Raw genomic sequence first — 17,032 nt, 5'->3', positions numbered from 1 at the left:
GCCGAAGGAGATGCTAAGATCACATTAACCTTATTCTCATAGGCCCGTGTGATGACCTAAGCCGGTGCCGCCTCAGTTTGCCGATAGGAGCTTTTGACACGCATGAAGATCGCGACCGTTCTTGCAGTCCTCGCCTGCGTGTTGCTGGCGCCGCAGGCTGCACTCGCGGATGTGAAAGCCGGTGTCGACGCATGGGCTGACGGTGATTTCGACCGGGCAGTCAACGAATGGCGACCTCTTGCGCTTGCCGGAGACGCGGACGCGCAGTTCAACATGGGGCAAGCCTATAAGCTGGGGCGCGGCGTCGCCACGGATTTACCCGCCGCGCTGGACTGGTATCGCCGTGCGCATGATCAGGGCCATATCCGCGCGACGGACAATTACGGCCTGCTTCTTTTCCAGCAAGGGCGCCGAGACGAAGCCATACTACTTATCCGCGCGTCGGCAGAGCGAGGAGAGCCGCGCGCGCAATATATCTACGGGACGGCCCTTTTTAACGGCGACCTCGTGCCGCAGGACTGGGTGCGCGCCTATGCCATGATGACGGCTGCGGCTCGGGCTCGCCTGTCGCAAGCAACAGACAGTCTCAAGCAGATGGACGATTATGTGCCGGAAGATCAGCGGCGGCGGGGCCTCTCACTGGCAGCTACGATGAACGGACCGCCGGCAACCCCAGCTGCGCCTACTCCGCCAGCAGCATCCTCAACAGGGCGGGGGTCAGCGACACCAACGACTATGGCCAGTGCTTTGGCGCCTAATCTTGCTCCAACTGCATCACCCCCGGCTGGATCGCTCCCGCCCAGACCTGTCGCCCTAGCGCCAATTCCGACACCGGCACCCTCGCCTCCGCCACCATCTCCCGCCATCGCCGTTCAGCAGACCAAAGCTTCTCCCGGCGGACGCTGGCGAGTGCAACTCGGCGCATTCGCGCAGCAGGGCCGGGCCGAAGCGCTCTGGAAAACGCTTTCGTCACGCGTTGCCGGTCTCTCCAACCTGCAGCCGTTCCTGATCGAGAGCGGCGGCATGACTCGACTTCAGGCAGGGCCGCTCGCCAGTTCATCAGAGGCCACGGCCCTTTGCGTGCATATCAAGGCCGCTGGCAGTGATTGCATGGCCAGGATGCCCTGATCTCCTCAGTCGACGACCCAGTCAGCGCGAGGAATCCCGAGCGCATGGAGCAATACTGAGAGGTCGCCGCGCTCGATTGCCGCATCTGCGGCCGCGCGCGCCTTGGGCTTGGCGTGATAGGCAATGCCAAACCCGGCGGCCTCAATCATCGGGATGTCGTTGGCGCCGTCTCCAATGGCAATCGTCCGGCCGGAGGCAATCGCCAGTCGGTCTGTCTCGGCAAGCAGTTCCGACTTTTTCCGCTGCGCATCGACGATTGGCGTTCCCACTGTCCCGGTGAGCCCTCCGCTTTCGACATGCAGGATGTTCGCCAAGGCGCGATCGAAACCGATTTCTTCGGCGACTGGCTGAGCGAAGGGCACGAAGCCGCCGGAAACCAGCAAGGTGTAAGCGCCCCGGCTCCGCAGCGTCCGCACTAGCGTCTTGGCGCCAGGCATCAGCCGCACGCGCTCGGCGCGGCACTGATCGATCACTGCTTCGCCCAATCCCTTCAGCAGCGCGACCCGGCCATGCAGCGCCTCGGCAAAGTCCAGTTCGCCGCGCATCGCCCGTTCGGTCACATCGGCAATCTGGGCCTTGAGACCCGCATAATCGGCCAGTTCGTCGATGCACTCGACCGTGATCATCGTCGAATCCATGTCCGCCACGAATAGCCCGCAGGAGCGCGCCTCCAGCGGAACCACCAGATGATCCGCCGCAAGGCCGGCATTATTGAGCGCAGTGCGGGCCTTCGTCCCATCACCGGAAAAGCCGATCTCGACGGCTTCGCCCGCTTCAATCCAGACCGGAGACAGTGGCGCGAGCCCGGCATCTGCCAGCGCATCACGCGCAGCACTCACTTCCCCCTGCCCTAGACCGTCATGGGCGACTAAGGTCGCCACCATGCCAAGTTCGATCGCCATTTCAGATACTATCTCCATGCCCCGACCGACCCGGCCGCCGGTCGCGCTTATTGCCGGGCCAACCGCGAGCGGCAAGAGCGCAGTGGCGCTCGCGCTGGCCAAAGCGGCGGATGGTGTGGTCATCAATGCCGACGCGAGCCAGGTCTATGCCGATCTGACTGTGCTTTCCGCCCGCCCCTCCCCGGAAGAAGCGGCGCAGGCGCCGCACCGGCTGTTCGGCTATATCGACGGCGCGCAAGCGTGCTCGGCAGCGGCCTGGGCGGCTGATGCCCGCAGCGAGATAGGCGCGGCCCATACGAGCGGCCGTCTGCCCATTCTCGTCGGCGGCACCGGCCTGTATCTGCGGACCTTGATCGATGGTATCGCACCGGTCCCGGATATTGACCTTGATGTAAGAGAGAGGGTGCGCGCCCTCTCCGTCTCCGCCGCCTATTCAGCGCTCACAAGCGAAGATCCGGCGGCTGCGGCACGGCTGAACCCCGCCGACACCACGCGGGTCGCCCGTGCTCTCGAAGTTGTCCGGTCGACGGGCAGGACGCTGGCAGACTGGCAGTCGCAGCTGACCGGAGGCATCGGCGACGAAATCCGCCTTCATCCGCTGATCCTCCTTCCGCCACGGGACTGGCTTGTCGCGCGATGCGATGCGCGGTTCTGCTCCATGCTGGACCAAGGCGCAGTCGAAGAAGTCCAACGACTGCGCTCCCGCAATGTCGACCCCGGACTGCCCGTCATGAGGGCCATCGGCGTTCTGGAAATCTGCGACTGGCTCGACGGACTGACGGATCGGGCGACCATGATCGAGCGCGCTCAAATCGCCACCCGCCGCTACGCCAAGCGGCAATATACCTGGTTCAACAACCAGCCTCCTGCGGAATGGCCCCGATGGCCTTCGCCAGTAAATGACGAGAATGAAGTCGATCTTGTAATTAAATTTCTTCAAAACATGTTGACATAGCATATTATGACAAATATGGGCGACGCCTTGTCACCGCGCAGGCAATGACGCATGGCGCGGCTGCTTGATTTTGGGAGTCTTTTTCGTGTCTGAGCTGAGTGGCGCCGACATACTGGTCCAGTGCCTGATCGACCTGGGTGTCGACACCGTCTTCGGTTATCCGGGCGGCGCGGTGCTGCCGATCTACGATGCCATCTTCGAGCATCCGAAGATCAAGCACATCCTCGTCCGGCACGAGCAGGGCGCAACGCATATGGCCGAGGGCTATGCGCGCTCTACCGGCAAGCCGGGCGTTGTCCTGGTCACGTCCGGCCCCGGCGCGACGAATGCCGTCACCGGCATCACCGACGCACTGCTCGATTCCATCCCGATGATTGTCATCACCGGGCAGGTTCCGACGCAGCTCATAGGAACAGACGCGTTTCAGGAGGCCGACACCGTTGGCATCACGCGGCACTGCACCAAGCATAACTATCTGGTGAAGGACCCGGCCAAGCTGGCTGGCGTCGTCCATGAGGCGTTCCATATCGCAACCACGGGTCGCCCCGGCCCAGTCGTCATCGATATTCCCAAGAATGTCCAGATCGCCACCGCGCCGTTCGAGAAGCCGGAGCCGATTGCGCACAAAAGCTATCGTCCTCAGATCGAGCCCGATCCAGCCGCGATTTCCGCGACCGTCGATCTCATCATGCAGTCGGATCGCCCCATCCTCTATACTGGCGGGGGCGTCATCAATGGCGGCCCGGCGGCAAGCGAGGAGTTGCGCCGGCTGGCGACGATGATCGGCTGCCCCGTCACGTCCACGCTGATGGGGCTCGGCGCTTTCCCTGCCTCCTCGTCGCAGTGGCTCGGCATGCTGGGCATGCACGGCACTTATGAAGCCAATATGGCGATGAATAAGGCCGATCTCATATTATGCATCGGCGCGCGCTTTGACGATCGCGTTACCGGCCGCCTCGACGCCTTCTCGCCCACCAGCAAGAAAGTGCATGTCGATATCGATCGCAGCTCGATCAATAAGACGGTCGACGTCGATATTCCCGTCGTCGCCGACAGCGGCCGGGCTCTCATCGCGATCATCGCCGAACTTGAGAAGCGCGGCTTCAAGAGCCGGGATCTTTCCGAATGGTGGTCCCGCGTCGAAGGCTGGCGCGCGCGCAAGAGCCTCGACTATGCCGAGGGCGGCACCGAGATCATGCCGCAGCGCGCCGTGGCCGAGATTTTCGCCGCAACCCGGAACAAGGACGTCATCATCACCACCGAGGTAGGCCAGCACCAGATGTGGGCTGCGCAGCACTTCCACTTCGATGAGCCGAACAAGTGGCTGACGAGCGGCGGACTCGGCACGATGGGCTATGGCTTTCCGGCGGCGATTGGCGCGCAGGTGGCGAACCCGGACAGCCTGGTCATCTGCATTGCCGGTGACGCCTCGATCCAGATGAACATTCAGGAGCTGGGCACCGCGACCCAGTATCGCCTGCCGGTCAAGGTCTTCATCCTCAATAACGAGTATATGGGCATGGTCCGCCAGTGGCAGGAACTGACCTATGAGAGCCGCTACTCGAACAGTTATTCGGACAGCCTGCCCGACTTCGTGAAACTCGCCGAGGCCTATGGCTGGAAGGGCATCCGCATCGAAGGACCGCAGGAACTCGTTCCGGGCATTCAGGAGATGATCGCGCATGACGGGCCAGTGCTCGTCGACTGTCGGGTCGCCAAGCTCTCGAACTGCTTCCCGATGATCCCGTCGGGTGCTGCGCATACCGAGATGCTGCTGGACCCCAGTCAGGTCTCCGGCACGATGGACGACGAGGCCAAGGCGCTGGTCTGATGCGGGAGCCGGTCCGCCTCCGCGTTCATGTGAGCGAGCCGTTCGATTTCGAGCGGGAGAACGGCGTGACCGATCTCTTTGGGGAAACCACGGACCATCACGATACCGAGCGAGACGAATGGGTTATCGATCTGGAAGGCTGGTTCAGCTTCAACCGATCCGAGTATGACATGCTGCTGGTGGCGCCGCGATATGTGGGAGAACATCTTTCGCGCGTTTTCGACACGTTCACCGGCTTTCCCGTGCGCATTGCGCACCGCACATCGGACGGATGGCATTTCGCCATGACAGGCATGCTTTCCGTGCAGCCGGCCGAGCCGGATGAGAAGAAGAGCGACAGTGATGATGAGGATTATTGAGTGATGCACATTCGCGAAGAAGCAAGCGAACGGCATGTGCTATCGATCACGGTCGAGAACGAGGCGGGCATATTGGCACGCATCGCGGGCATGTTCACGGCGCGCGGTTACAACATCGCGAGCCTGACCGTCGCCGACATAACGGAAGATCATAAGATCAGCCGCATCACCATCGTCACCAGCGGCCCACCCAAGGTGATCGACCAGATCATCGCGCAGCTGGACCGGCTGGTTCCGGTGCACAAGGTCGTCGATCTGACCGAGGTCGGCCCCTATGTGGAACGGGAGCTGGCGCTGGTGAAAGTCGCCGGAACCGGCGAGAGCCGGATTGAGGCGCTTCGCCTGGCAGATGCATTTCGCGCCAAGCCAGTCGACAGCACGATCGAGAGCTTCATTTTCGAGATCACAGGCACGACGGAAAAGATCGACAGCTTCGTGGCGCTTATGCGCCAGGTCGGTTTTGTCGAAGTGGGCCGCACCGGTGTGGTCGGCATGGTTCGCGGCAAGGAGCCGGTTTGAACTAATTGGGATTTTAATAGGGTTTCCACGGCGCGCGGCCTTCGGTCGCCGCCTCCATTTTGGCTATAGATAGGGAAGAGACATGCGGGTTTATTACGATCGCGACGCCGATATCGGCCTCATCAAGGGCAAGAAGGTCGCCATCCTCGGCTATGGCAGCCAGGGTCATGCCCATGCGCAGAATCTGCGCGACAGCGGCGTCGCGGAAGTCGCCATCGCGCTGCGCCCTGGCTCGGCTTCGGCGAAGAAGGCGGAAGGCGCCGGCTTCAAGGTGCTCGCCAACAGCGAAGCCGCCAAGTGGGCCGACCTCCTGATGATCCTCGCACCCGACGAGCATCAGGCCGCGATCTACGAGAACGACATCAAGGGCAGTCTGCGTCCCGGTGCCGCGCTTGCCTTCGCCCACGGCCTCAATGTTCACTTCGGCCTCATCGAGCCGCCGACGGACGTGGACGTGATCATGATCGCTCCCAAGGGCCCCGGCCACACCGTGCGCGGCGAATATCTGAAGGGCGGCGGCGTGCCCTGCCTGATCGCGGTCCATCAGGATTCCAGCGGCAATGCGCATGACCTCGCCCTGTCTTACGCCTCGGCGGTCGGTGGCGGCCGCTCCGGCATCATCCAGACCAATTTCCGCGAAGAGTGCGAGACCGACCTGTTCGGCGAGCAGGCTGTGCTCTGCGGCGGCGCGACGGCGCTGGTTCAGGCGGGCTTCGAAACGCTGGTCGAAGCGGGCTACGCTCCGGAAATGGCCTATTTCGAGTGCCTGCATGAGCTAAAGCTGATCGTCGACCTGATGTATGAGGGCGGCATCGCCAACATGCGCTACTCCATCTCGAACACCGCCGAATATGGTGACATCAAGACCGGCCCGCGCATCATCACCGAAGAGACCAAGAAGGAAATGAAGCGCGTGCTCGCCGACATCCAGTCGGGCCGCTTCGTAAAGGACTTCGTGCTCGACAACCGCGCAGGCCAGCCGGAGCTGAAGGCTAGCCGCGTCGCGGCGAAGCGTCACGCCATCGAGGAGACGGGCTCCAAGCTGCGCGCCATGATGCCCTGGATCAGCGCCAACAAGCTGGTCGACCAGGAAAAGAACTGATCTGACAGGCTCTCCCCGGCGAGCATATCGCCGGGGAGCGGCCGCGCATGAACGGCGATGCTTTTCAACGCGGCTGCAATAGATGTTCGATATTATCGCGCTATGCGCATTGCGCTCTTGCCGCCAGACGCTAGACCTCCATTCGCCATCGTCACGATCGCAGGAGAATCTCATGCGTAGAAGCGTCTTCGCCGTTCTCACCACAGCTACCGTCGGTGCCTTGGGTGCCGCCACCATGCTGGTTGCCCAAGTTCCCGGTTCGCCCAACCCCGCTGCCATCACCGGCGGCGCCTATACCGCCGATTCCGGCCACACGCTCGTCGAGTGGGAACTCGATCATCTCGGCTTCTCGCCCTATTTCGGTCTCTTCGGCGAGATCACCGGCACTCTTCAGCTCGACCCGAAGAACCCGGCCGCCGCTAAGGTGGATGTGACCATTCCCGTCTCGAAGGTCGTCACGGTCAGCGCCCGCCTGACCCAGCATCTTCTCAAGCCCGCCGACGCCGGCAAGTCCCCCGACTTTTTCGGTGCGGCTCCGGCAGACGCCAAGTTCGTCTCCACCAAGGTGACGCCCAGCGGCCAGAATGCCACCATCGAAGGCAATCTGACGCTGAATGGCGTGACCAAGCCGGTGACGCTGCAGGCGAAATTCTACGGCGCCGGCAAGGGCATGAACGGCAAGGAGAATATCGGGTTCTCCGCCACCGGCACGCTCAAGCGTAGCGAGTTCGGCATTGGCTTCGGGATTCCCGCCATTGGCGACGAAGTGAAGCTGAAGATCGCCGCCGCCTTCCAGAAGTAAGGCGGGCTATTTCGCGCGGGCCGGTGCGGCAAGCACCGGCCTGCCGCACCCGATCGAGGCAAGATGCGCGCGCCTGGCCTCTATCCTCGGCGTTTCCGAGAAGCGCGCCCGGACCGGATGGACGCCGAGCGGCCAGAACAGCGCCTTGTCCGCAATCGCCACCTGTTTTGTCGCACAAAGCGCATCGAGTTGCGCGAGAGAGAGCATATGGAGGCCCATAATGGCCGGCCGCCTGAGTATCCCGTCGTCGAACCGGACGAAGTCATTCAGATAGAAACCGCCCCTTAAGTCCACCAGGACGACATCGGCATCCGCGGCACGCATGGCCGCCATCGAACGCGCGAAGCCGCGCACATAGCGCTCGGTATCGCGCACAAGCCAAAAGCCCGCGAGCAGAGAGACCGCTGTCCCGACGATGACCACTTCACGGGCAGATCTCGATCTGACCTTTTCCGCCGCGATCCAGCCGAAGCCGGCAAGCAGGCAGAGCGGGCCGATCTGCCCGTGCATATAGCGAAAGCCCCAGCCATAGCCCTGATAGATCGAAAAAAGCAGCCCGGCGACAACACCCAGCAGCAGCGGGAGAATGATCGGCGGATCGCGAAAGAAGCGGAACATAAGGGGCCGCCATGTCACGGCGAATGGCGCGAGCAGGACCAGAGGCAGCAGAACGAGATTATTCCAGGCGAATAAGCGCGCGGTATTGATGAGTGGCTGCCAGCCATCCATGCGGCCGAAAAGACTGGTGATCTTCGCTGCAATTCCGGCCGTGCGATGGGCGTCGGTCGGCGGCGGCGGGCCAACCAAGCCGGCGAGCGCCATGGGCCAGAGCTTCGCCCAGACCAGCATGATGAGTGCGAAGGAGGCGATGTGGACGAGGGCTGCCATCCATTGGCGGCGAAGCAGCATCCACAGGATGAAAGGGCCGATGAACAGCAGGGGGAAATGCCACTGATGCAAGCCTGCCGCGGCGACCGCGACCAACACCGCCAATGCGTGGCTCCATGGCCGATCCCGAAGGACGAGCGCCAGCCACAGGAGATTGAACGTGAAGTGGCTAGTCATCGCATAAGGAGTCATTGCGGTGACGATGAGTTGCGCGGAGGTCAGCGCCATCACCATCACAACCAGACGCGCGTCCATCCGCTCGCGGAAAAGCCGGTTACTGATCCGCCATAACAGGATCAGACCCAATCCGAGCATAGCCGGTCCAGTCAGCGCCGCATCTCCCAGGCGACGGAACAACGCCGTGATCGCGGCGTGAACGGGCAAGTAGATGGACGTCCAGTGCGTATTGGCGCCGTAGGGACTGTAGAACTCCGGCATCAGAGCCCGGTGAAACGGCATCCATTCCGCCGGGATCGGCCAGCCCACCTTGCCCTGCGCGAAATAAGCGCTGGCCAGCTCGACCATGATCTCATCGCGCGAGGGGCTATATCCGTGGAAAATCAGGTCTCGTCCCAGCCATGCGAGGATAAGAGCCGCAAGGGCAGCGACACTCACGATGACGGGCGCGGCTTTCGGGATCTTGGGCACTGACCCCGGCGCCCGCACGACCATCGTCCACACACCCAGCCCTAGAAGCGTGAGTGCGTAGGCACCGAGAACCCATAGATCCTGTCTGGCGAAAAGATATTCACCGACCCAAAAACCGCGCACCTGATCAACGCGGCGATACCAGGTCAGCGCATCCCACCCGGCGATCATGACCGCACTCAGCAGGAGCGCGGCCCACAGGCGCCACCGCCCGAGCAGCGACTCAGACGAGGGGGATGTTGCCATCACCGGCCAGATCACGCCGCACGAATAAGCCGTCCATCTCCACCATCAGTGGGAAATGCCCCTTTGTGTTGGGGAAAAAGGCGCTGGGAACGAAGCCGAACTCTTCCAGCGCGGCGATCATCTGCCGGTAGTCTACACTGCCCGCATAAAGCGGACGAACCGCCAGCTCGGTCTGCACGCCCGTAAAGTTGGCGAGCACGGCGCCGGCGCCTGCACAAACCGCCGCGTCGTGACCCTGCGTATCCAGCTTCAGCAGGACCGATCGCGCCGAACGCAGGGCTTCCAGCTCATTCATAACGCCGTCGAGCCGGCGGCAGCTGACCGTGACGCTCTTCTCGACCCGGTTCCGCTCGGCAAAAATGGGTTCAAGCCCCTCGCTTGGCCGGTTGAGCGAACTGAACTGATCGGCTGCCATGATGTTGAAATTGGCTGTTCCGTCATGATCGGTCAGCGCAACATTCTGCACCTGCCATTTGGGATCGGGCAAAGCCTTGGCCGCGAGCGCGGAAAAAATCTCCGGATTGGGCTCGAAGGACACGATCGTGCCCGTGAAGCCGATATCCTTGCGGAGCATCGTGGCATATTGTCCCGCGTTCGCGCCGACATCGACCACGCAGTCGATCTCGAAATGATTTATGAAGCGGTGCAGCGCGACGATCTCGCCATATTGATGCTGGCGCCCCATCAACCCGAGGCGCGTCGCGAGCAGCCGATCCCGCAGTTCCCGACGGTAGCGTGGCCAGTTCATGCGCGCGCTCCTGCGGCCCGAGCCGTGCGATAGACGTCCGCCGTCATGCGCGCGGCATTCTCCCATCCCGGAAGGGTAGCCAGAAGTTCAAGCGCCTGTTCGCCCGCAGCGCGTCGCTGCGCCTTGCTTTCAACGAGGGAGCGTAACCCCTCTGCCAATCTCTTCGCATTTCCCACCGGGAAGCGCGTCACTCCAGAAGCCTTTAATTCACCGAACATGCCTGCATCACTCGTAATCATCGCCGCGCCATAGCGAAGCGCCGAAAGAAACGCACCGCTCGAATCAATTGCGCGATAGGGAAAAGCGACGATGTCCGCACGGCGAAGATGGGCGTCGAGGCGTCCTTCCGAAAGAAAAGCAAGGTCAGTGACCAGCCGATGCCCAAAGCCCGCTGAGCGTACCGCCCCAATGAGGCCCGTAATATCGCTGAACGGCTTGCCGGCAATCGCAAGCTCGAACGAAAGCCCTTCTCGCCAGAGCTCGATCGCTGCCTCAACCAGCAGGTCCAGCCCCTTGTACGGACGGATGGTACCAAAGAAGAGAATGCGCGGGATATCCTCGAGCGGCTCGGGCACCGCCGCCAGATCTGCCGTTGTCGCCTCCGCGAGCGCCATGGGCGGATGCGGGACGACATGAATGCGCGCCCCGTCGAGCCCTACCCGGGTTAAGGCGTCCCTAGTCTGATCGCCATGCACGATCAAAGCATCGAAACGTTTGAGCAGAGCGTGATAGCCCCGCCCCTGCGCAGTCACGCTGCCGTGAAAGGGTGTCGCGTTGTGGACGGTGTGGACCATCGTGGCGCGCCCGGCGAGCCGATGCAGCCAGAATGTGTCTGCTCGTGCGAACGGGAGCCATTGGAAATGGACGATGTCGCGCCCGAAAGCCTCAAGCGAGCCCAGGGTCGCATCGACCATGTAGGTCGCGGCTTTGGCGAGCTGCCCCGCTTTCCCCTCCCCCATTCGGCCCCGCAACGTCTCGCCCAAACGGAAGAAGCGCGGCTGATAGCGATAATTGGCCGGAGTGATGGCGTCCGTTGGTCGGAGTGGCCTGCCCAGCAGCGTGACCTCATGCTGTTGATCGGCAAGGGCCGTGCAAAGCCCGTCATCATAGCGCCCGGTGAAGAGCGACGGGTCGACCATGGTGACTCTCATGGCGTGATCCGCACGACGAGATGGAAATGGACAAAGCCCAGAACCAGATGAACCCCGGCGTAAAATGCCGCGAAAGCAAGCGTGAACGGCCAGCCGAAGGTGGACGAGAGCAGAAGCGCAGATGGCACGCTGAGGAGACTACCGGCGAGCAGCGCGAAGGACGGTGTTAGCAAAGGGGCGAAGCGGGCCAAGCCGGTCTGAACATAGACAGAAACGCAGATGGGCGCGAGACCAAGCAGGAGCAACGCGACGATCGCCAGCTCGACGCTCCCCAGAACCGCCTGACGATCGAACAATACTGACGAGAGAGGGTCTCCGGCCGCCACGATCAAGAGAGCGAGTAAGGCCGCTACGGCCACCGATTTTTTCAGTACGCGCCGCAAAGAGGCAGAAAACCTCGCCGCGTCATGGACATGAAGGGAGCGGGTTATCGCGGGCATCGCCGTCTCCACCAGCGCTCTGATGATCCCCGAGACTGCGCGCGACATCTTGAAGATAAAGTCGAAAACCAACAGCGGGCGGACATCCTTGGTTGCGGCAGCGATCGTGAAATAGGGGGCGTTATATGCGGCAATGTCGCTGACCGTCAGCAGCATCGTCCGGCCAATATCGGCGAGATAATGCTGCCGGACATGCCGGCCGCCCGCACGCCAGGCGAACCAGTGCCCCACTGGCAGACGCAAGGCGCGATGAACCGTAGCGAGACCAATCAGCACACAAACCGCCGCGACCAGCAGTTGCGCAATGACACTCGTAAAGATCGAAAGTCCCGCGAGGGCGCCCAGCAAGAGGGCTATGCCGCTTACGCGACGAATGAGATCCAGCCCTTCCCACCACAGATTATGATCCAGCGCCGCCAGAGCGCGCTTCGCCAGCAGCGCCACGAGGTTCATCGCGGCCACGCCATAAAATGCGATAAACAGCGCGGGTCGGCCCGTGGTGATGAGCCCGGCCCTCATGGCGAGCAGCAGCAACATTCCGCCCAGCAGGATCACGCCCAGCATGAAGGCGAGCAACACGCCAACCTCTTCACTGCGGAAAGTGCCTTCGCGGGTGATGAGATGGCGGCGCAACCGCGCGTAGATGATCGTGGAGAATCCGAACTCGGCGGACACTGTAAAATTGGCGAAAGCGACGAGGAGGAGGAACGCGCGGAAATCAGCGAGCGGAAGAACCCGCACGAACACGAACGTAACCACGAATCCCCAAAGCATCGCGAGCGCCACATTGGCGAGCTTCGCCATGCCTAGCCAGCCGCGTTTCCGTTCGAGCTGTTGCAGTGCGTCCAGCCACCTCGCCATGCGCGGTCAGACGGCGCGTCGCGCGCGGAAGAGCGTGTCAGCGAGCGCCATCCGGGCGACGTCGGACGCGGGCAACATCCGGGCGTCGATCAGTTCGACCTCCAGACCGGCAGACCGAATGCGGTCGGCGAAGTCCCGGCCATATTGGCGAACATGGTCCCACTGGCCAAATCTGCGCTCGCGCTCCTTGCCGGACAGATCGGGCGGGCCATCCTCACTGGGCTTCTCCCAGAGAGGAACGATCAGCCAGGCTTCTCCGTTAGGCCGCAATGCCGCGCGGATATTACGCAGAACCACCGCATCATCCGGCACATGCTCCATGACATGGCTGGCGTAGATGACATCGAAGCGCTCTTCGTCGGTCATCGACATGAGGTCGAGCTTTTGCATGCCCGACACCGTGTATCGTGCGGGGTCGATATCGGCCGGCACATAGTCGGCGGCGCTCTGATAAAATCGACGGACGAGGCTCGCTTCGTTCGGCGCGCAATGCAGCACGGCGGCGCCTGCCGGCACGGCGATGCGCCCTGCATCGAGGAGCGCGTGCATCAGTCGCTCACGCGGGCTGGCGCCACATTTCGGGCAGCCCCATTCGCGCTCATCGCCATAACGGAAGAAGCCGACTATGCCGCTGTCACATGCCGGGCAATAGCGCTCCGCGCGCGCGCCCAGCGCAGCGCGTGCTTTCAGCAGGCTACGGGTGGCATGCTTGCCCAGTGCCTTGGATATGCGTTTCAGGGTTATCACGGCCGCGAGCTATACAAGAGTTACCCCGGAAAGCTACTTGCGCGACTTGGCGGGCTGCCAGGTCGTGAAATTGGCGCCACGCATCGCTGTCCAAATGCCCTGCGCCGTGGCAACATAAGCGAGGAACATATCGACGATCGCTGCCGTTGGGCCACGCCGCATGGTGAGGCCGGCGAGAAACAGAAGCATGCCCCCGGCGACAAGGCTCATCGCCGCAAAGGGATTCCAGCGCCACGCCAGCGTCAGGATAGCGAGCGCTCCCACAGCCAGCCAGACGGCACCGAACCAGCGGACGAGCTTGCGGGAGGTATATTTGAAGCGATCGAGCGCACTCATCTCGCGCAGATTAGCGCGCAAATATCGATGCGTGCGCCAGGCTCTCGCCGCGATCCGGATCTTGCGGCGATATTCATCCTGGCGATCTGCCACCATCGCTTCTCGTGCGATGACGTCATTCGCCTTGATAAGGCGCTTTCCGGCGAAGACGACATTCATCGATACAGTAAGGTCGTCGAGCACATCGTCCGGAAAATCCGGGTAAAGCCCGCGACGCACTGAGAAGATCGATCCGTCCGCCCCCATTACGTTGCCGTTGCGGCTCTCCAGATCCTTGAGATGCTCCTCCAGGCGCCAGTACAGCGCGCCGATGCCCGCCGAGGCGCTTGCGTCCACACCATGATAGCGTAGCGACCCGAGGACGCCCCCGACATCCGGGTCGGCATAATAAGGCAGCAACCGGTCCAGCACGTCGTCATCCAACAACACATTAGCATCGGTGAAGATCAGAATATCGCTCGTCGCCATGGCGGCCATTTTCTTCATGCCATGCGCCTTGCCCGTGCGCCCCGGCCCCGGCACCAGCGTCAGCACGTCGCTGGCCTGCGAGAGCAGAGCGCCGGTGTCATCGCTCGACCCATCGTCATAAGCAAGGATGGACAGTTCGGGGTGCCGGGCCTTGAGCGCCCGCAGATTCACGATTTTGGCCGGGAGTGAAGCCGCCTCGTTAAAAGCACAGAAGAGCAAGGTCGCGCTGAGCCGCGCTAACTGCGGGCCAGCGGCGACCGGTCGCACCGGGAGCATTCGCAGGATCAGCGGATAGATGACAAACGGCCAGACAAGCAGCAGCCCGCACAGGACCGCGCAGATGGCGAGCGCGAGATCGATGCCTGTCATGGTCGAGCCCGCCTAGAACGCATTGTCGTGCCCCAGCACGCCCAGAGTGGCTACGATGATGCGCAGATCACGCCAGATCGACCAGTTGGTGACATATTCGAGATCGGACTGAAGCCGGTTGACCAGATCCTCGTGCCGGTCCGTTGGCCCGCGATGACCCCGCACCTGCGCAAGCCCCGTCATGCCCGGCTTTATGCAGTGCCGAGCCCAATAGCGATCATCGACGTCCCAATAGAGCGTATCTGCAGCTTTGGCGGCAGCGGCATGGGGGCGCGGTCCCACAATGCTCATGTCTCCCAGCAGCACGTTAAAGAGCTGCGGCAACTCGTCGATGCTCGTTCGTCGCAGGAATGCGCCGATCCGCGTGACACGGGGATCGTCGCGCTCGGTCAGCTTATCAGCGAGGAGATCCGTGCGGCCCGCGTGCATCGTGCGGAACTTGAAGATCATGAACGGATGGGCGTCCTTGCCGATACGCGGCTGGCGGAACAGGATCGGTCCCGACCCCGAGAGCCGCACCGCGATCGCCCCGCCAATCAGAAGCGGCGAAAGAAGAATGATCGCCGCAAGGCTGATAACGACATCCAGAGCCCGCTTCACAATGCGGTCGCGAAGGCCCATCGGCCCTCCGGCGACTACGAGAGTGGGATGATCCTCGAACACGCTCACTTTCGCGGGTGCAAACCGCCGCATCTCCGGCACCAATATCTCGCCCTTCGCGGAGAGCGCGGTGAGAGCGACCCGCCAGTCCTCCATCCGCTCCGGTGGGCACGCAACCACCACGCGCTCCGCCGAACCGATCGCCCTAGCAAGACGCGCCGCCATCTCCGCATTGCGATCCGTTGGATCAAAGCCGATCGCTGCGGCGTCCATAACATGTGCGTGCGCAGGCCTGTCGACGGTCACGCCATCGACCATCAGCACGGTGACATGAGGCACTTCACCCACGAGCCACAGAGCAAGCCGTTCGACGAAGAGCCGCGCGACATAGAGGCCCGCTCCGCTGATAGCCAAACCAGCGACGAAGGTGAGGCGCGAGAGCTGATCGGCGATCTTGCCGAGATAGACGATGATGACCATGAGCATGGCGGCTTGCGCCAGCGACCATATCGCCCGCACCGCGCTTGCCCGCCGGTTGCCGATCATCCGGATGCCATAGACCCCGCCGTTGAGGGCAATGAGGACATAGACCGGCGCAATCATCGCCGCCATGACCAGCCCGTGAGGCTTGCCGGGCTCACCCAGCCAATCGCCGAGCACAATAAGGTTCGCGAGCGCGAAGCCACATCCGATCACCGCAATGTCGATGACGATGCTTATGGCGTAAAGGCGCAGTCGCGCCGCTTCCTTGGATGGCGCGGGACGGGCGATCATCGGCCAAGCGCGCTAGGCTCACCGTGAAGCGCCGTCAATGCCCCATTCCAGCGATGATCTGCGCGATGCGGCGCGCGGCATGACCATCTCCATAGGGATTATGCGCGCGCGCCATTCTCGCATGGGCCTGCTCATCGTCCAGCAGCGTCGTCACGGCAGTGCGGATGCGCTGACGATCCGCGCCGACCAGAATGGCCGTCCCCGCCTCGATGCCCTCGGGACGCTCCGTTGTCTCACGCATTACCAGCACCGGCTTGCCGAGACCGGGCGCCTCCTCCTGCACTCCGCCGCTATCGGTGAGCACAAGATGAGAGGCATCCAGAAGTGCCACGAAAGCTGGATAATCGAGCGGGTCAACGAGATGGACATTGTTCGCATGGGCAAGCAGAGCGCGCATTGGACCACTCACGTTCGGATTTGGGTGGACGGGAAAAATGATGTCCACGTCCCCTCGTCCGGCAATATCCAGAATCGCGCCGCCAATGGCTGCCACGCCATCGCCGAAATTCTCCCGGCGATGACTCGTGACCGCGACGATCTTCCGTCCCTCGCACCGGGCTAGGACGGGCCGAATTGCCCGGGCCAACTCTGGCTCGGCTTGCGCGCGATCACGTGTCCACAGCAATGCGTCGATAACGGTGTTGCCGGTCACATGAATGGTGGCGGGCTCGCGCCCCTCGGCAAGCAGCGACCGCCCTGCCTGATGAGTGGGAGCGAAATGAAGCGCCGCGACGCAGGCAATCATCCGCCGGTTCGCTTCCTCGGGCCAAGGGTGATAGAGGTCGCCGCTGCGCAGGCCGGCCTCGATGTGGGCGACCGGAATTCGCCGGTAATGTGCCGCAAGGGTTGCGGCCATCGCTGTGGTGGTATCGCCCTGCACCAGAACGAAATCAGGCTGCAGCGCATCGAAAGCGCGACCCAGCCCCGTCAATATCCTCGCCGTAAGGTCATCGAGCGACTGGCCCTGCTGCATGACATCGAGATCGATATCCGGCGCAATATCCGCCAAAGCCAGCACCTGATCGAGCATCTCCCGGTGCTGCGCGGTCACACAGACCTTGGTCTCAAGGCCTCGTGTTTCGCGCAATGCGTGTATCACCGGGAACATCTTGATCGCTTCCGGCCGGGTACCGAAAACCGCGACGATCCGCCTCACGG

General features: G+C 62.6%; 16 protein-coding genes. 7 read left to right on the top strand and 9 right to left on the bottom strand.

The window, feature by feature from the left end; all coding sequences use genetic code 11:
- Positions 1-102 precede the first annotated feature (102 nt).
- On the top strand, positions 103-1,128 hold the full coding sequence (locus tag ACNAOH_RS13615; RefSeq protein WP_443970691.1) for an SPOR domain-containing protein: 1,026 nt from the start codon (positions 103-105) through the stop codon (positions 1,126-1,128).
- A 5-nt stretch (positions 1,129-1,133) separates the two neighbouring features.
- On the opposite strand, the gene serB is transcribed toward ACNAOH_RS13615, so the two are convergent.
- The gene (gene serB / locus ACNAOH_RS13610; protein ID WP_443970690.1) at positions 1,134-2,030 is read right to left on the bottom strand and encodes a phosphoserine phosphatase SerB; all 897 of its coding nucleotides are present in this window, start codon (positions 2,028-2,030) and stop codon (positions 1,134-1,136) included.
- Positions 2,031-2,046: 16 nt separating this feature from the next.
- On the opposite strand from serB, the gene miaA reads away from it, so the two are divergent.
- The 6 genes from miaA to ACNAOH_RS13580 all read left to right on the top strand — a co-directional run bounded on the left by miaA (position 2,047) and on the right by ACNAOH_RS13580 (position 7,598).
- The gene (miaA, locus tag ACNAOH_RS13605) at positions 2,047-2,985 is read left to right on the top strand and encodes a tRNA (adenosine(37)-N6)-dimethylallyltransferase MiaA (protein ID WP_443970689.1); all 939 of its coding nucleotides are present in this window, start codon (positions 2,047-2,049) and stop codon (positions 2,983-2,985) included.
- 85 nt (positions 2,986-3,070) lie between these two features.
- The gene (ilvB, locus tag ACNAOH_RS13600; protein WP_443970688.1) at positions 3,071-4,816 is read left to right on the top strand and encodes a biosynthetic-type acetolactate synthase large subunit; all 1,746 of its coding nucleotides are present in this window, start codon (positions 3,071-3,073) and stop codon (positions 4,814-4,816) included.
- Positions 4,816-5,175, top strand: a complete 360-nt coding sequence (locus tag ACNAOH_RS13595) for a hypothetical protein (protein ID WP_443970687.1) — start codon at positions 4,816-4,818, stop codon at positions 5,173-5,175. The genes ilvB and ACNAOH_RS13595 overlap by 1 nt, the downstream gene beginning before the upstream one ends.
- A gap of 3 nt (positions 5,176-5,178) precedes the next feature.
- Complete coding sequence (gene ilvN / locus ACNAOH_RS13590) at positions 5,179-5,694, top strand: acetolactate synthase small subunit (RefSeq protein ID WP_443972149.1); 516 nt, start codon at positions 5,179-5,181, stop codon at positions 5,692-5,694.
- 82 nt (positions 5,695-5,776) lie between these two features.
- Entirely contained in the window at positions 5,777-6,796 is a 1,020-nt protein-coding gene (gene ilvC / locus ACNAOH_RS13585) for a ketol-acid reductoisomerase (protein ID WP_443970686.1), read from the top strand.
- 172 nt (positions 6,797-6,968) lie between these two features.
- The gene (locus ACNAOH_RS13580; protein WP_443970685.1) at positions 6,969-7,598 is read left to right on the top strand and encodes a YceI family protein; all 630 of its coding nucleotides are present in this window, start codon (positions 6,969-6,971) and stop codon (positions 7,596-7,598) included.
- 6 nt (positions 7,599-7,604) lie between these two features.
- Here the strand turns inward: ACNAOH_RS13580 and ACNAOH_RS13575 are convergent, their stop codons facing one another.
- Genes ACNAOH_RS13575 through wecB form a run of 8 tightly spaced genes read right to left on the bottom strand, consistent with a single transcriptional unit; the run spans position 7,605 to position 17,030 of the window.
- Positions 7,605-9,380, bottom strand: a complete 1,776-nt coding sequence (locus ACNAOH_RS13575; RefSeq protein WP_443970684.1) for an MFS transporter — start codon at positions 9,378-9,380, stop codon at positions 7,605-7,607.
- Positions 9,358-10,128, bottom strand: coding sequence for an FkbM family methyltransferase (locus ACNAOH_RS13570; RefSeq protein ID WP_443970683.1), 771 nt, complete (start codon positions 10,126-10,128; stop codon positions 9,358-9,360). Before ACNAOH_RS13570 ends, ACNAOH_RS13575 begins: the two co-directional genes overlap by 23 nt.
- Positions 10,125-11,279, bottom strand: coding sequence for a glycosyltransferase family 4 protein (locus tag ACNAOH_RS13565; RefSeq protein ID WP_443970682.1), 1,155 nt, complete (start codon positions 11,277-11,279; stop codon positions 10,125-10,127). Before ACNAOH_RS13565 ends, ACNAOH_RS13570 begins: the two co-directional genes overlap by 4 nt.
- On the bottom strand, positions 11,276-12,580 hold the full coding sequence (locus ACNAOH_RS13560) for a hypothetical protein (protein WP_443970681.1): 1,305 nt from the start codon (positions 12,578-12,580) through the stop codon (positions 11,276-11,278). The genes ACNAOH_RS13565 and ACNAOH_RS13560 overlap by 4 nt, the downstream gene beginning before the upstream one ends.
- Before the next feature lie 6 nt (positions 12,581-12,586).
- Positions 12,587-13,327, bottom strand: a complete 741-nt coding sequence (locus ACNAOH_RS13555; RefSeq protein ID WP_443970680.1) for a methyltransferase domain-containing protein — start codon at positions 13,325-13,327, stop codon at positions 12,587-12,589.
- A 33-nt stretch (positions 13,328-13,360) separates the two neighbouring features.
- The gene (locus ACNAOH_RS13550) at positions 13,361-14,500 is read right to left on the bottom strand and encodes a glycosyltransferase (RefSeq protein ID WP_443970679.1); all 1,140 of its coding nucleotides are present in this window, start codon (positions 14,498-14,500) and stop codon (positions 13,361-13,363) included.
- Positions 14,501-14,512: 12 nt separating this feature from the next.
- Positions 14,513-15,874, bottom strand: coding sequence for an exopolysaccharide biosynthesis polyprenyl glycosylphosphotransferase (locus tag ACNAOH_RS13545; RefSeq protein WP_443970678.1), 1,362 nt, complete (start codon positions 15,872-15,874; stop codon positions 14,513-14,515).
- Positions 15,875-15,908: 34 nt separating this feature from the next.
- Complete coding sequence (gene wecB / locus ACNAOH_RS13540) at positions 15,909-17,030, bottom strand: non-hydrolyzing UDP-N-acetylglucosamine 2-epimerase (protein ID WP_443970677.1); 1,122 nt, start codon at positions 17,028-17,030, stop codon at positions 15,909-15,911.
- Positions 17,031-17,032 lie beyond the last annotated feature (2 nt).

The organism is Sphingobium sp. CR28 (assembly GCF_052327305.1).
GTDB lineage: Bacteria > Pseudomonadota > Alphaproteobacteria > Sphingomonadales > Sphingomonadaceae > Sphingobium.
Note: the sequence above shows the minus strand (reverse complement) of the source record. Positions and strands in the feature narration are given on the sequence as shown.

What these genes read in the sequence shown, in the direction of transcription:
- ACNAOH_RS13550 (WP_443970679.1), bottom strand. Translation starts at nt 14,500, where the DNA reads ATGACAGGCATCGATCTCGCGCTCGCCATCTGCGCGGTCCTGTGCGGG.
- serB (WP_443970690.1), bottom strand. Translation starts at nt 2,030, where the DNA reads ATGGCGATCGAACTTGGCATGGTGGCGACCTTAGTCGCCCATGACGGT.
- ilvN (WP_443972149.1), top strand. Translation starts at nt 5,179, where the DNA reads ATGCACATTCGCGAAGAAGCAAGCGAACGGCATGTGCTATCGATCACG.
- ACNAOH_RS13595 (WP_443970687.1), top strand. Translation starts at nt 4,816, where the DNA reads ATGCGGGAGCCGGTCCGCCTCCGCGTTCATGTGAGCGAGCCGTTCGAT.
- miaA (WP_443970689.1), top strand. Translation starts at nt 2,047, where the DNA reads ATGCCCCGACCGACCCGGCCGCCGGTCGCGCTTATTGCCGGGCCAACC.
- ACNAOH_RS13575 (WP_443970684.1), bottom strand. Translation starts at nt 9,380, where the DNA reads ATGGCAACATCCCCCTCGTCTGAGTCGCTGCTCGGGCGGTGGCGCCTG.
- ACNAOH_RS13580 (WP_443970685.1), top strand. Translation starts at nt 6,969, where the DNA reads ATGCGTAGAAGCGTCTTCGCCGTTCTCACCACAGCTACCGTCGGTGCC.
- ACNAOH_RS13560 (WP_443970681.1), bottom strand. Translation starts at nt 12,580, where the DNA reads ATGGCGAGGTGGCTGGACGCACTGCAACAGCTCGAACGGAAACGCGGC.
- ACNAOH_RS13615 (WP_443970691.1), top strand. Translation starts at nt 103, where the DNA reads ATGAAGATCGCGACCGTTCTTGCAGTCCTCGCCTGCGTGTTGCTGGCG.
- ACNAOH_RS13545 (WP_443970678.1), bottom strand. Translation starts at nt 15,874, where the DNA reads ATGATCGCCCGTCCCGCGCCATCCAAGGAAGCGGCGCGACTGCGCCTT.
- ACNAOH_RS13570 (WP_443970683.1), bottom strand. Translation starts at nt 10,128, where the DNA reads ATGAACTGGCCACGCTACCGTCGGGAACTGCGGGATCGGCTGCTCGCG.
- ilvC (WP_443970686.1), top strand. Translation starts at nt 5,777, where the DNA reads ATGCGGGTTTATTACGATCGCGACGCCGATATCGGCCTCATCAAGGGC.
- ACNAOH_RS13565 (WP_443970682.1), bottom strand. Translation starts at nt 11,279, where the DNA reads ATGAGAGTCACCATGGTCGACCCGTCGCTCTTCACCGGGCGCTATGAT.